The sequence below is a fragment of the Shewanella atlantica genome (genome assembly GCF_003966265.1).
GTDB classification, from domain to species: Bacteria; Pseudomonadota; Gammaproteobacteria; order Enterobacterales; family Shewanellaceae; genus Shewanella; species Shewanella atlantica.
Genome location: NZ_RXNV01000001.1, coordinates 418,889 through 432,078, shown reverse-complemented (window position 1 = coordinate 432,078; position 13,190 = coordinate 418,889). Strand labels below are relative to the sequence as shown.

Here is a 13,190-nt window from a genome sequence, read left to right as displayed (position 1 = left end):
TTAAGTTTTATGATTGTTAGCATTTTATGGTATTGAACTTTAACGTAATAATTTTTTATGGTGTTGATTTTACAGCTGTATTAACCGCATCCGGCAAAGGCTTAGCTTTGCTGTTTTTCCAACGCCGCACGACACTGCTGTTCGGCGGAATTTAGCTCCATCAATACCACCTTGATGTCATCCATCTGTTGTTGCAGTGAAGACTTTTTGTCTTCGACGAGTTCTAACATGGTGTGCAGCTGTGAACTGCTGTTCTTATCTGCATCGTAAAGCTCAAACAGACGGCGGGTTTCGGCCAGTGAAAATCCCAGACGTTTGCCTCGCAGGATCAATTTAAGGCGGACCCTGTCCTTTAAGCCGTAGATACGCGTTTGCCCGCGACGCTTAGGTTTAAGTAACCCTTGATCTTCATAGAAGCGAATACTACGAGTCGTAATATCGAACTCTTTAGAGAGGTCGCTAATGGAGTAAGTGGTTTGTGGACTTTGATTTTCGCTCATGAATAACACCATAAAATTTAACTTATCTGAAACGATATATGAAGTTTACGTAAAGGTAAAGCTGGGGGCGGTATTTTATACTCTTTCAGGCGTCATTAGCTATGGGTGAAAGTGGCAGTGTCAATGTTATTGTTGAGGTTACCTTTTGATATTTGAGCTGTTTTGTGTTTTGACTTAAGAGTTTTGGGGGATGCCTTTGCCTCGTTGACTAGTTGACGCCACTTTCTAGATATGAAGTCAGGTTCACAGATAATATGCCATCAAAGCATCTCGTGGCTAAGAGTGTTGGCTAAGAGATGAGACAAAGGGGGAGGTGATATTTAAGGGGGGCGGGTGATTAAAAATGCTATCCCCAAGTTTGTGTTTTAATTCAATCAAGAGTGAGGACCTTATCCCAAGGTCTAATGGGAATGCCTGGTGGGGTTTGCATAATGGAATAGATCAACTTCTATTAGTATCGACTCATAGAGGAACTACCGAAGGAAGGGAAAGCTAACAGTGGAACGCCTTTAGGGAAGGTTATTAGGCTGGCATCACTGTTATTGTGGGAGAGCAAAATGAAGACACGCAATTGTGAATTACATCATCAGATACATCGTAACTCTTTAACTGAGCCCGATAGCTTCTGGGCCAATGCAGCCGAAGAGTTAGACTGGGATCGGCGTTGGGACAGAGTGCTCGATGACAGTAAGGCCCCTATGTACTCATGGTTTGCGGGAGCCGAGCTCAATACTTGTTATAACGCCGTCGACAGGCATGTGGAAAATGGCCGGGGAGAGCAAGTTGCTATTCAATATGTCAGCCCGGTAACTGAGTCTGAATATGGTATCAGCTATAATGAACTGCTGGCTCAGGTGAGCAGACTCGCCGGATATATGGATTCGGTAGGCGTGAAGAAAGGCGATCGCGTTATTATCTATATGCCCATGGTGCCTGAAACGGCCTATGCCATGTTAGCTTGTGCTCGTATTGGTGCGATCCACTCAGTGGTCTTTGGTGGCTTTGCAGCCAGTGAACTGGCGACCAGAATTGATGATGCTAAGCCAAAGCTGATCCTATCTGCCTCATGTGGCATAGAACCTTCCGGCGTCGTGCCCTATAAACCTCTGCTCGATGATGCGATAGCGCAATCTAAGCACCAGGTGGATACCTGTATTATCTTAAACCGTAGTCAATACACTGCAGACTTAGTGACGGGGCGTGATGTGGACTGGCAAAGCGCTGTTGCAGACGCACCGGATATTGCATGCCAAGCCGTTGCTGCAACCGATCCTCTCTATGTGCTGTATACCTCAGGTACGACGGGTCAACCTAAGGGCGTCGTGCGTGACAATGGTGGCCACGCCGTTGCACTCTCATGGTCAATGAAACATATATACGATATCGCTGCCGGTGATGTCTTTTGGGCGGCTTCCGATGTGGGTTGGGTGGTGGGGCATTCCTATATTGTCTATGGCCCGCTTCTGGTCGGTGCTACAACTGTGCTGTTTGAAGGTAAGCCGATAGGCACACCGGATCCCGGTATATTTTGGCGAATAATTGAGAAGTATCAGGTTAAGAGTTTCTTCACCGCGCCGACTGCGATACGCGCCATTAAACGAGACGATCCCGATGGCGATTTTCTTAAGGATGTCGACCTTAACTGTCTCAAAACCCTTTTTCTGGCAGGGGAGCGCTGCGATCCAGATACTCTTCATTGGTCTGAAGATAGACTCAAGAAGCCCGTGATCGATCATTGGTGGCAGACCGAAACAGGCTGGCCGGTTGCGGCTAACTTGATGGGTACGGCACCCGTTGAGGTTAAGGCGGGATCACCGGCCCTACCTGTGCCGGGCTACCAGGTTGAGGTAGTTGACGAGATGGGAGACGTTGTCGAGTCGGGCGCTTCGGGGAATGTGGTGATCAAATTGCCTCTGCCGCCGGGGACGTTAACGACGCTATGGAATAATGAGCAGCGTTATCTGGACAGTTACCTCTCTATGTATCCGGGTTACTACCTGACCGGGGACGCCGGTTACATGGATGAGGATGGTTATCTCTATATCATGAGTCGTATCGATGACATCATCAATGTCGCCGGTCATCGTCTTTCTACCGGGCGATTCGAAGAGGTGCTCTGCCAACATGAGGCCGTGGCCGAAGTGGCGGTGATTGGCGTCGACGACAAACTCAAGGGGCAACTGCCTTTGGGCTTGGTTGTTCTCAAAAAAGGGGTGACCTTGTCCGATGAAGAGTTATATCGCGAGCTGATCGCTCTGGTTCGGGAACACATTGGTCCTGTCGCATCATTTCGTCTGGTCAGTGCAGTTCAGAAATTGCCAAAGACCCGCTCCGGTAAGATTTTACGGGGAACGATGAGAAAGATAGCCGATAATCAGGAGTATAAGATGCCGGCAACCATAGAAGATCCGCAAACGTTAGAGTTGGTGCGAAATGCACTCACGCGTATGGGGTATGCGGACGCCCATGTGTAGCCGTTAGTCAGGGCAAACTATGACCTTTGCTCTGACGAATGATGACCATTAAGTATCAACTTCACCTCATAACGTATGCAGGATCTTAATCCTGCATACGTAATCATTAAACCAACACCGCCTTTCTATTGTTAAATTCTGGTAACTCACTTACCAAAGTCTGTATAATCCCGGCCAAAATAACACCTATCATCTCTGCTCCTATGATGAGCGCTCTGTTATACCTATTGGTATTAGAGGTGGCTGGTATCGCGTGACACATTTTGATTGAGCCGATTACGGCCAAATCCAATGTACTGTTTGATATCTCTGGCTAGTGATAGATAGGAATAAAATAATCTCTGTTACCTACGGAGTATAACTTAATGCAAAACCACTCCAAACTATATGATGTTGGCGTTATCGGGCTGGGCGTAATGGGCAAGAATCTTGCCTTGAATATCGCCGATAACCGCTATCGTGTCGCTGCTTTCGATCTCGATACCGATAAGATAGAAGGACTTGTTCAGCAAGAGAGGACTGAACGAGATCGTAGCCAGCAAATTGATTTTGAGCTAAGAGTAAACGGCTGTAATAATCTTTCTGAAATGTTATCTATTCTCGAAAAGCCTCGTGTTTTGATACTCTCTGTGCCTGCCGGGAGTCCGGTCGATGGGGTATGTAACGCGCTTATAGAGGCGGGTATCGACCATGATGATATCGTTATCGATACCGGTAATAGCCTATGGACTGATACCGTAGAGCGTGAAGCTCGGTATGCTAACCAGTTTACCTTTTTCAGCTGTGCAGTCTCGGGCGGAGAGATGGGAGCGCGTTTCGGTCCCTCCTTGATGCCAAGTGGTGATATCAAGGCCTGGGATAGAATAAAACCTATTTGGGAAGCGATTGCGGCTAAAGTTGACTCAGAAACGGGTTTACCTATTGAGCGTCAGGAGCCTGGCAATCCAGTGACAGAGGGAGAGCCGTGTACGACCTATATTGGTCCTGCTGGCTCGGGTCATTACGTCAAGATGGTACATAACGGTATCGAATATGCTGACATGCAACTCATCTGCGAGGCATATCAACTGCTCAGTGATGGTTTTGGTATGTCTGCCACTGAGATTGGTTCTCTGTTTGAGCGCTGGAGTCAGGGAAGTCTGAACAGCTACCTGATGGAGATCAGCGCCGAGGTGTTAAAACAAGCCGATCCTATCTCAGGTAAACCACTGGTTGAGATGATTCTGGATAAAGCGGGTCAGAAGGGCACAGGTCTATGGACCGCGGTGAGCAGTTTGCAGATAGGCTGTCCGGCACCGACAATTGCCGAAGCGGTTTATGCCCGCGCCGTGAGTACTCAAAAAGAGCAAAGGCAAACATTGAGTCAGTTACTCAGTGGACCGGATGTTAATAAGCCAACAGATGAAGAGCGTGAGGCCTTTATAGCTCAACTTGAGAATGCTCTCTACTGTGCCAAGATAGCCAGCTATGCTCAAGGTTTTCAGTTAATGGCGATGACGGCTAAAGAGAGGCATTGGGCCTTAGATTTCGCCGAAATAGCAAAAATTTGGCGCGCCGGCTGTATTATTCGTGCCACCTTCCTTCAGTCCATTACTCAGGCATATCAAGTGGCAGCATCTACCGAGTCAGTACTTGAGAGCCTGCTGATGGCCGAGAGTTTCAGCAGCGCTTTATCATCGAAGCAGTCAGACTGGCGTAAGACAGTTTCAACCGCCGTACTCAGAGGCATTCCTGTCCCTTGCATAAGCTCTGCACTGGCGTATTACGACAGTTATCGGTGTGCCACCTTGCCAGCAAACCTGCTTCAGGGGCAAAGGGATTATTTTGGCTCGCACACGTTTGAGCGAACTGATACACCAGCAGGTGAGAAATACCATCTTAACTGGAGCGATGCCTCAAGAGAGATAAACAGGGTTTAATTGAGTGTGAGAGCGCATCAGTCATAAAATATCGGCGGCTTCCACTCGGAGGCCGTTTTATTACTAATGATATGGATATATTTCTGGTGGGGGATTAAAAACCGTGTTGTATGCCACTTATCAAATGGCTGTAACAAGTGCTAGTATCAGGTTATCAATAATTTAACCCATAATAACAACACGGAATTAAGTTGTATCTGAAGATTACAGTTTTACTCACTTGTCTATTTACCGCTTCATTATCTGCCGAAGAGGTAGAGCCTACGCCCCCAGTGGCTCCCGAGGATGACCCCTGTTTTAGCGAGTCCTCCGATGATGCCGCGCTGGATCAAGCCTTCGATTATCTCAATACTAAATTTTGCCAACCGGCGATATGGTTCGATAGCTTCTTTAAAGATGACCGCATTGAAGATGATGCCAGAGCCGGGACCATAATACGTTGGTACAATGACTTTTCTTACTACGAGAAAGAGGGCTTTAAATATAGGGCCAACTTAAATGCCCGCTTAAACCTCCCTGGAGTTAATGAACGCTTGAAGTTTATCTTTGACTCGACAGGAGAAGACGATCCGTTTTCCTTTTTAAAGGGGCCTGACGATAAGAGTGAGCGTGATATCGGATTACGCTACGACTGGTATGCGAAAGGTCGGGTCAGTTTTAACATCAAGGCCAATTTAAAACCTAAGTTGGAGGCCCGCTGGCGTTACACCTATCCGATCTCTGAGAGTACGACTACCAGGCTGACGCAGAAGGTGTACCAAGAGAAAAAGGTCACGGGAGAATCGACTGAGTTCGATATTGAGCACGCTTTCAATCAAGAATATCTGTTGCGTTGGACGGCGGCTGCCAGCTTCGAGAATGATCTCGATATCTGGGAGTTGGGAACCAGTATTAATCTGTATCAATTCATCAGTAACACACAGGCGATTAACTATCGTGCCAGTATTTATGGTGTCGATGAGCCATATCATTATATCAGCAATGCCAATATCGGTTTAAGCTATCGACAAAATTTTGCCCGTGAATGGTTATTTTTCCAGATCACGCCGGAATATAACTGGAGTAAAGAGGCTGATACCGAGCGGCTCAATCAGGCCATAATTACCTTTACGATAGAGATCCTGTTTCAAAATATCTAGTTCCACTTGTTAAGTCTCTGCTATTTCAGGAATCTGATTGGGGTTTCAGTAGGTGGAAAAGGATGAAAAGAACAGAAGATGATACAGGCACCATAGAATAGGTATTCCATGGTGCCTGTCTTCGTTTTTAAGTTAACGATTAACGGCTTAATCGTTAAACGAATATCAGCCCGATACTGAACAGTCCGCTGAATATCATGGTGAGCTTGGCGGTACTGCCGAGGATCGGGTTTAAGGCTTCACCGGAAGTGTTACTAAACTCACTGTTTAACTTACGGGCCAGAATAAGTGATACTCCCGCGAGCAAGACAGGTAACCCCGGCAAGAAGCCGAGTATAAAGCCACCTATGATAAGAGCAAAAGGCAGAAATACCAGTGCCTGGTAGAGCAGCCTGGCTTGTCCCTCTCCGATATGTGCGGCCAGTGTATGTTTGCCCGCCTTAATATCGGTTTGCATATCCCGGGTATTGTTGACCAACATAATTGCCGCATTCAGAAAGCCAATGGCACTGCCTAAAATCCAGGCTGCGGTACTTGTGTCACCCGCTTGCAGGTAATAACTTCCCACAACGGCAACCAGACCGAAAAAGATAAAAGCCGCGACCTCTCCCAACCCATGGGAAGCCAGTGGGTAGGGACCCCCACTATAGCCGAGTGCGCCTAATATGGACGCCGCCGCAAGAAAGGCGATGGGCCAACCACCGTGGTAGATAAGGTAAGAGCCGACTAAAAGTGCCAGTGCGAGGCTGATGAATATGGCATTTCTGACTTTATCAGGGGCGAGCAATCCGCCTTGGGTAACTCTTACCGGGCCTATTCGTTCCTCTGTGTCTATACCACTTTTAAAGTCGAAGTAGTCGTTTGCCAGATTGACGGCTATCTGCAATAAGATGGCACAAAGCATAGAAGTACAGGCTATGAGCCAGGTGAATTGTTCTAATTGAAGGGCTAGAATATTTCCCACCAATAGCGGCCCAATTGCCGCCGGCAGTGTACGAGGCCTAATGGCTATAATCCAAGGGTTCATTTGTTTAATCGTTTTTATAAAGGGAGTGAACAGCAGTTCTGATGAAGTCTACTGGATGTTAATCGGCATATGATAACAAGTTTCTCTGGTTCTATGAAGTGACGCACTTTGATGTGTGTCTCTTTGAAGGTAAATTATTCAGTTTTTAACTATCTCAATTTCAATTTTTAACTATCTCAAATACAATTTTTAACTATCTTAAACTGTATGCAATTCTGTTATCTGGCTCAAAGAAAATAGCCTGTGGATGTGCTTTTATAGCTGTCTGAAGGGAATATTTATTGATGGGAGGAGAGATAAATATCCTTTTTTAGAACATATGTATGCTCTGGCTCTTTATTAAATGACCTTGTATTGATAAATGTCCTGTCTGTGAGCATGTATCGTATCATTTGAGGCTATTCATTGAGGAAAAGTATCGATGCGTTTTGATAATAAAGTTGCGGTAGTTACCGGTGCTGGAACCGGACTGGGGCGAGCATATGCGATAGCACTGGCAGAGCGCGGAGCCAACGTGGTGTTGATAGATTCGGGTTATGCGGAAAGTGAGCCTAATTTATCTGTGATGAACTACTCCGGGCTTGAACGTTGTCATAAAGCCGTTGAGGAGCTCGGGGCCAAAGCCTTGATGTTCAGGCTCGATGTCAGTGATGTCGATGGTATCAAACAGGTCGTCCAGGAGGTGGTAAATCTATGGGGACGCATCGATATTCTGGTGAATAATGCCGGGGTTCACACACCTTGCGCGTTTGAAAACTTAACCGTCGATATGTGGCAAACTCAATTAAATGTCGACCTCAGTGGCAGTTTTTATATGACTCAGGCCATCTGGCCTCTGATGAAACGTCAGGGATATGGCCGGATTATGATGAGCTGCGCCGCAAGTGGCTTATATGGAGATATGCACGAGACTTCATTCAGTGCCAGTAAAATGGGCTTGATTGGTCTGGTAAATAGTCTTTATCTTGAAGGTGTAGAGCATAATATTAAGGTCAACAGTCTTACTCCCCATGCGTTAACCGGTATGACTGAGGAGCGTTTGGCCGCATCTGTTAAGCCGCTATTTTCAAAGTCTTCTATTACCGCCAGCATGCTGTTTCTATGCAGCACCGATGCACCAACGGGGCAACACCTGCTCACGGCAGCCGGCAGCGTCAGTCACGGTCAGTTTACCGAATTTAAACCCACCTATTTTGAAGCCGATACTTGCAAGCCGGAAACCTTGCTTAGCAGCTGGGAACAGATCCATCATGCGTTGCCGGTGAATTTACATAAAAGTGGCGAGGATCAGGTACTGGCATGGGCCCGACGTGGTGCAGCCGAGAGACACATAGTGATTGAATGAGTTTTCGGCTCTCTCCATCTAAAGCTCTGGCATGAAAGCAGATATTTGAGTTAAGCTGTTGTGCTGTTTAGTTGGGGGGAAAATGCGATGAGTCAGGTGTTAAACGATCTATTATCTTTGCTTTCACTGGAGCAAATTGAAGTCGGCTTATTTCGCGGGCAAAGCCAGGACCTGGGGTTTGGTCACGTGTTTGGTGGCCAGGTCATGGGGCAGGCGTTGAGTGCGGCTAAGCAGACCGTGCCTCCTACGCGCAAAGTTCACTCTTTTCACTCCTATTTTCTTCGTGCCGGAGATGAAAAACTTCCTATTATTTATGATGTCGAGATCATGCGTGATGGAGGGAGTTTCAGTGCCAGAAGTGTTAAGGCTATTCAGAAAGGACGTCCGATCTTTAATATGACCTGCTCATTTCAGGAGTATGAAGAGGGGTTTGAACATCAGGCGCAGATGCCCGATGTACCGGGCCCCGATGGTCTGCTAAACCAACGAGAGCTTGCCATGACGATGGGGGATAAGGTTCCACCCAAAATGTTAGAGAAGTTTATGGCTGATGCACCCATCGAGATGCGCTTAGTTAATCCTGAAAATCCTTTTTACCCCCGTGCCAGAGAGCCCAAACGTAACATTTGGATCCGTGCAAATGGCCGGGTGCCCAGCGACCATTCGGTTAATGAATACCTGTTGGCCTACGCATCTGATTTTAACTTTCTTGTGACGGCAGCACAGCCCCATGGGGTCTCCTTTTTAACGCCCGGCATGCGTATGGCCACCATAGATCATGCGATGTGGTTTCATCGGCCATTAGACTTGAATGATTGGCTACTGTATAGCAATGAGAGTCCTCATGCCGGAGGTGGCCGAGGCTTTGTTAAGGGACAATTTTTTAATCAGGCCGGTGAGCTGGTGGCTTCTGCAACACAGGAAGGTTTAATCAGGCTATCAAAGGGCAAATAGGCTTGTGAGTCGGGCTTTTTGAATTAGCCTGGTAAATTATCTGTCTTATCCGATAAAATGCGTGTGAGTCCATATCTATGAGTAGGAAGATGTTTGTAATGATGAAGAGAGCCCTTGTATTAATCTGCGTGATGATGCTTTCTGCCTGTGTCACAGTCACTGAAGATGAACCTGTAATTGTTAATGGCGCCGCTGGTTATCTTGAGAAGATTGCCTTGCCTAATGGCAGCTCAATCACCATTGCCATTATCGATATGGATACTCCCGGTGCGATTATTGCGCAGAAGAGTTTTGATATCGCCCGAGCGCCGGTACCATTTAAGTTTATTCTGCCTGCTGAGACGGTTAAATCCAACGTTAATTATGGCGTTGTTTCCATGATTAAATACCAAGGGAAAGTGATTTTTCAAACCTACGACCGTTACCCTGTGATAGGTAACGGAAAGTTCACAACGGAAGTACTTATGAAAGCGGTGCCGATCAAGTAGTGACCTATGTTCAAAGGTTGAATCGTATTGATATTAAAGGAGCTTAGGCTCCTTTTTTTGTTAGTTTATACCGATTGGTATTATGTCGGTTTTAAAAGAAGGGGAGCTGAAATTGAGTGAATATCAACTGAAGCTGGGCCAATGGATAAATGGATCTCCCCGGCATATTCGTGCATTACGGGCCGCGAGTGTACTGGCGTTGCCGCAATGGAGTTTGGCTGCAGGTTTTGTAAGAAACCTGGCCTGGGACAGACTACATGGAACAGATATCACGCCATTTACGGATATCGATCTTATCTACTTCGATCCCTCAGACCTCTCCAGAGAGACTGAACGACATTTTGAGGCTGAATTGAGAGTTTTAGCTCCTGAGTATCCTTGGTCGGTAAAAAATCAAGCCAGAATGCATCTGAAAAACGGTGACAAGCCTTATTCCTCTATGCTGGATGCCATGGGCTATTGGCCCGAAAAAGAGACGGCTATCGCTGTTTCACTGAGCCCCGATGGAGCAGCAATGGGAGATAACTCCTTAATCTCAGAAGGGGAAACGATAGTATTTAGTTCGGCGTTTGGACTCGAATCGCTGTTTCAGTTGCAGCTCACTCATAACCCTAAACGCCCCCTCACACTGTTTAACCATAGAGTACGCACCAAGGGGTGGCTAGACACATACCCTCGCTTACAAATCTCAGCTCATAAGCCCTAGCTCATAAGCCCTAGTTTATAAGCCATAGTTTGCAAGCCATAGTTTTATAAGTCTTAGCTCACAGACTTTGTCTAAAAATCTTACCTTGCAAGCCTTAACTTTCAGCCCTTCGACTACAAAGCCAGACTTATATACCTAGATTTGTAAACCCAGGCTTATAAATGCGTCACGGCTGAAATGACTCTTCCTTCAGGTGGGGATATGGGTGGGCTGGTTGTTACCGGTATGTTGCGCTCAACGTTGTTTACCTTGATGTTTTATTCCTTGGTGAAGCTTGTTGTTTTTGATGTTTGTCTCAAAAATAAAGCTGTATTTGCCATGCTTCTTTTGTTTTTTGTGATTTAGATCATGCGTTTCTATCTATAAGTGAGTAGCTAGGTGAATAGTTGATCTGGATCAACATTGTTGGTGCGCTCGTCTGGCAGGATGCACGCGAATGTTAAAGAAGTTGATAATAATAAAGAATTTTCGTGTTGTATTAATGGAGTAGTATGATGAACAAAACTATTGTGTCTGGATTAATCGCGGCCGCCCTACTATCTACCGGTTTCGCTTCTTCTGTTTCTGCCCATCAGGCGGGTGATATTATCGTTCGTGCCGGTGTTGCTGTCGTCGCACCAAATGAATCAAGCCAAGATGTCGCTGGAAATGGTGAGTTTGGCGTTGATGATAATACCCAGCTGGGTTTGAACTTCGGTTATATGTTAACAGACAATATCGGTATCGAGCTTTTAGCGGCTTCGCCGTTTACTCATGACATTTCTCTTGATGGTATTGGAAAGATTGCCGAGACTAAGCACCTGCCACCTACCTTAGTCGCTCAGTACTACTTCGGTTCTGCCGATTCTAAGCTTCGTCCATATATCGGCGCCGGTGTAAACTTTACCAATTTCTTCGATAACGAGTTTACCAATGATCTCGACGGTGCCTTGACAGATCTTAGTCTGGGTAACTCTTGGGGCCTTGCGGCGCAGGTGGGTCTGGATTACCAAATCAACAAGAATTGGCTAGTCAATGCTTCAGTTTGGTACGCTCAGATCAGCACCGATGTTGATTTCAACTTGGGCGGTGATGCCGTGACGATTGAAACGGATATCGACCCTTGGGTTTACATGGTGAGCGTGGGTTACACTTTCTAAGTGATATCTCGTCAGAGATAAGACACTAGAGAGTAAAAAAGGAGCCTAAGGCTCCTTTTTTGTTTTAATCTTTCGCTACTCGAACCTATTTCTTCCCTTCGGCCTTGGCTGCGAGGCGTTCAGCCTTGGTTCGCCAGTGACGGGTGTTGTAGACAAATTCCGGCAATAACTTAGTCAGCCAGGCGACTAAACGCCATCGTTTGGTCACATAGACTCTTCGTTTCCCGCCCTGCATCGCCTTAATTATCTGCCTTGCGACCTCATTCGGCGGCGAGAGCCATAAACGACTTTGCTGCATCGCAGCCTTATCGAGTAGGCCCAGCTGAATATCTGTGATTGTGATAGGTAACTTTAATCGCTGAGCATGCATGCTCAAACCTTCCAGATAATTGGTCGCAAAGGCTTTTGATGCATGATAAGCCACACTTGGACCGCCACGCAGGCCTGCAATCGAGTTTACCGCGGCAAGTTGACCGTAACCTTGCTCTCTGAATAAGCGAAAAGCCGTATTGCAGACGGCCGCAAAGCCCTGCACATTAACCGTGATGATATCTTGCTCTGGTCCCCAGGGAAGCTGAGGATCATAGCTGTTCAGACCGGTATTAACCAAGACCAGGTGTGCCCCGCCCAGTTGCTGCCACACCCCCTCCAGGCTTGAGATAATGGCTTGAGGCTCTACTATTTGTAATGGAAACAGATGTACTTTGGTTGGAAGGCTATCTGCAAACTCTTGAAGTGAATCAGGATCTTGTGCGAGTAACGCCAGTTCGACACCTTGAGCGGCGAGCTGTTTTGCGATTTCTCGGCTCAGGAGTGAGCTAGCGCCCACAATGATGGCGGTTGCTTGTGTCATTAGGCTATTCGGCTTGAAATTGGTAGCCTATGATAGGGAGATATCGTGGGCAGGACAAGATTTATAGTTATACCAATAGGTATTAGTGCTTTGTGCCCTGAGGCGAGTCATTGCCATGACATATCTCTAATAGCAATTCAAAAGTGTCGAATATTTTAATATGGACATATGGACATCCAGAAGTCTTGATGTATGATTAGGAGCAAGAATATGAAAAAGTGGTTAAAGCGAGTTTTACCTATAGTCTCAGTGGTCGGTACATTCGTCGGAGCGTTAGTCGTCGGTGCATTAGCCGGTTGTGCTACACCCAATGCGGGCGTAGAGATCCAGGGTGAGATCTGGTTCAAGGAGCGAATTGCTCTGCCACAAGAGGCTGTGTTAACGGTGGAACTTAAGGATGTATCACTGATGGATGCGCCGGCAATTATACTGGCTCAGTTTGAGCGAAGCGATGTCAGTACACCGGCCCCTTTTCAGTTTTTGATACATAGAGATCAGTTTGAGTCGGGTCATACCTATGCCATAGGTGCCAAAATTACCCTCAATGACAAGCTGTTATTCATCAATACTCAAGCATACAACATAGATTTAGGTTCCAGTGAGCCTATGTCAGTATTGGTACAGAAGGTTGGCCGTTAAGCTTATC

General features: G+C 46.6%; 12 protein-coding genes. 9 read left to right on the top strand and 3 right to left on the bottom strand.

Annotated features, from left to right (window positions below; all coding sequences use genetic code 11):
* Window positions 1-101 precede the first annotated feature (101 nt).
* On the bottom strand, window positions 102-500 hold the full coding sequence (locus EKG39_RS01740) for a MerR family transcriptional regulator (RefSeq protein WP_126503644.1): 399 nt from the start codon (window positions 498-500) through the stop codon (window positions 102-104).
* A gap of 557 nt (window positions 501-1,057) precedes the next feature.
* On the opposite strand from EKG39_RS01740, the gene EKG39_RS01735 reads away from it, so the two are divergent.
* The 3 genes from EKG39_RS01735 (at window position 1,058) to EKG39_RS01725 (ending at window position 6,032) form a co-directional block, all read left to right on the top strand.
* A complete protein-coding gene (locus EKG39_RS01735; protein ID WP_126503642.1) occupies window positions 1,058-2,974 on the top strand; it encodes a propionyl-CoA synthetase in 1,917 nt (638 codons plus the stop codon).
* A 365-nt stretch (window positions 2,975-3,339) separates the two neighbouring features.
* Window positions 3,340-4,893, top strand: a complete 1,554-nt coding sequence (gene gndA, locus EKG39_RS01730; protein WP_126503640.1) for an NADP-dependent phosphogluconate dehydrogenase — start codon at window positions 3,340-3,342, stop codon at window positions 4,891-4,893.
* Between the two features lie 191 nt (window positions 4,894-5,084).
* Window positions 5,085-6,032, top strand: coding sequence for a hypothetical protein (locus EKG39_RS01725; protein WP_246028390.1), 948 nt, complete (start codon window positions 5,085-5,087; stop codon window positions 6,030-6,032).
* Window positions 6,033-6,186: 154 nt separating this feature from the next.
* Here EKG39_RS01725 and EKG39_RS01720 read toward each other — a convergent pair whose 3' ends face one another.
* Window positions 6,187-7,059 (bottom strand): 1,4-dihydroxy-2-naphthoate polyprenyltransferase, encoded by an 873-nt coding sequence (locus tag EKG39_RS01720; protein ID WP_126503638.1) that lies wholly within the window; start codon window positions 7,057-7,059, stop codon window positions 6,187-6,189.
* A gap of 421 nt (window positions 7,060-7,480) precedes the next feature.
* Here EKG39_RS01720 and EKG39_RS01715 point away from each other — a divergent pair, with 421 nt between their 5' ends.
* The 5 genes from EKG39_RS01715 (at window position 7,481) to ompW (ending at window position 11,691) form a co-directional block, all read left to right on the top strand.
* Entirely contained in the window at window positions 7,481-8,404 is a 924-nt protein-coding gene (locus EKG39_RS01715; protein ID WP_126503636.1) for an SDR family NAD(P)-dependent oxidoreductase, read from the top strand.
* 87 nt (window positions 8,405-8,491) lie between these two features.
* The gene (gene tesB, locus EKG39_RS01710) at window positions 8,492-9,358 is read left to right on the top strand and encodes an acyl-CoA thioesterase II (RefSeq protein WP_126503634.1); all 867 of its coding nucleotides are present in this window, start codon (window positions 8,492-8,494) and stop codon (window positions 9,356-9,358) included.
* 89 nt (window positions 9,359-9,447) lie between these two features.
* The gene (locus EKG39_RS01705) at window positions 9,448-9,846 is read left to right on the top strand and encodes a YbaY family lipoprotein (RefSeq protein ID WP_126504690.1); all 399 of its coding nucleotides are present in this window, start codon (window positions 9,448-9,450) and stop codon (window positions 9,844-9,846) included.
* A gap of 82 nt (window positions 9,847-9,928) precedes the next feature.
* Window positions 9,929-10,552 carry a nucleotidyltransferase family protein gene (locus EKG39_RS01700; RefSeq protein WP_126503632.1) on the top strand — a complete coding sequence of 208 codons (624 nt, stop codon included), beginning with the start codon at window positions 9,929-9,931 and terminating at the stop codon, window positions 10,550-10,552.
* Between the two features lie 491 nt (window positions 10,553-11,043).
* Entirely contained in the window at window positions 11,044-11,691 is a 648-nt protein-coding gene (gene ompW, locus EKG39_RS01695) for an outer membrane protein OmpW (RefSeq protein WP_185817501.1), read from the top strand.
* An 85-nt stretch (window positions 11,692-11,776) separates the two neighbouring features.
* Here ompW and EKG39_RS01690 read toward each other — a convergent pair whose 3' ends face one another.
* Window positions 11,777-12,544, bottom strand: coding sequence for an SDR family NAD(P)-dependent oxidoreductase (locus EKG39_RS01690; protein WP_126503628.1), 768 nt, complete (start codon window positions 12,542-12,544; stop codon window positions 11,777-11,779).
* Between the two features lie 210 nt (window positions 12,545-12,754).
* On the opposite strand from EKG39_RS01690, the gene EKG39_RS01685 reads away from it, so the two are divergent.
* Window positions 12,755-13,183 carry a YbaY family lipoprotein gene (locus tag EKG39_RS01685; protein WP_126503626.1) on the top strand — a complete coding sequence of 143 codons (429 nt, stop codon included), beginning with the start codon at window positions 12,755-12,757 and terminating at the stop codon, window positions 13,181-13,183.
* Window positions 13,184-13,190: the final 7 nt, after the last annotated feature.

Coding starts and splice junctions, on each gene's coding strand:
- ompW (WP_185817501.1), top strand. CDS start 11,044: ATGATGAACAAAACTATTGTGTCTGGATTAATCGCGGCCGCCCTACTA.
- EKG39_RS01690 (WP_126503628.1), bottom strand. CDS start 12,544: ATGACACAAGCAACCGCCATCATTGTGGGCGCTAGCTCACTCCTGAGC.
- EKG39_RS01700 (WP_126503632.1), top strand. CDS start 9,929: ATGTCGGTTTTAAAAGAAGGGGAGCTGAAATTGAGTGAATATCAACTG.
- gndA (WP_126503640.1), top strand. CDS start 3,340: ATGCAAAACCACTCCAAACTATATGATGTTGGCGTTATCGGGCTGGGC.
- EKG39_RS01735 (WP_126503642.1), top strand. CDS start 1,058: ATGAAGACACGCAATTGTGAATTACATCATCAGATACATCGTAACTCT.
- EKG39_RS01715 (WP_126503636.1), top strand. CDS start 7,481: ATGCGTTTTGATAATAAAGTTGCGGTAGTTACCGGTGCTGGAACCGGA.
- tesB (WP_126503634.1), top strand. CDS start 8,492: ATGAGTCAGGTGTTAAACGATCTATTATCTTTGCTTTCACTGGAGCAA.
- EKG39_RS01705 (WP_126504690.1), top strand. CDS start 9,448: ATGTTTGTAATGATGAAGAGAGCCCTTGTATTAATCTGCGTGATGATG.
- EKG39_RS01685 (WP_126503626.1), top strand. CDS start 12,755: ATGAAAAAGTGGTTAAAGCGAGTTTTACCTATAGTCTCAGTGGTCGGT.
- EKG39_RS01740 (WP_126503644.1), bottom strand. CDS start 500: ATGAGCGAAAATCAAAGTCCACAAACCACTTACTCCATTAGCGACCTC.
- EKG39_RS01720 (WP_126503638.1), bottom strand. CDS start 7,059: ATGAACCCTTGGATTATAGCCATTAGGCCTCGTACACTGCCGGCGGCA.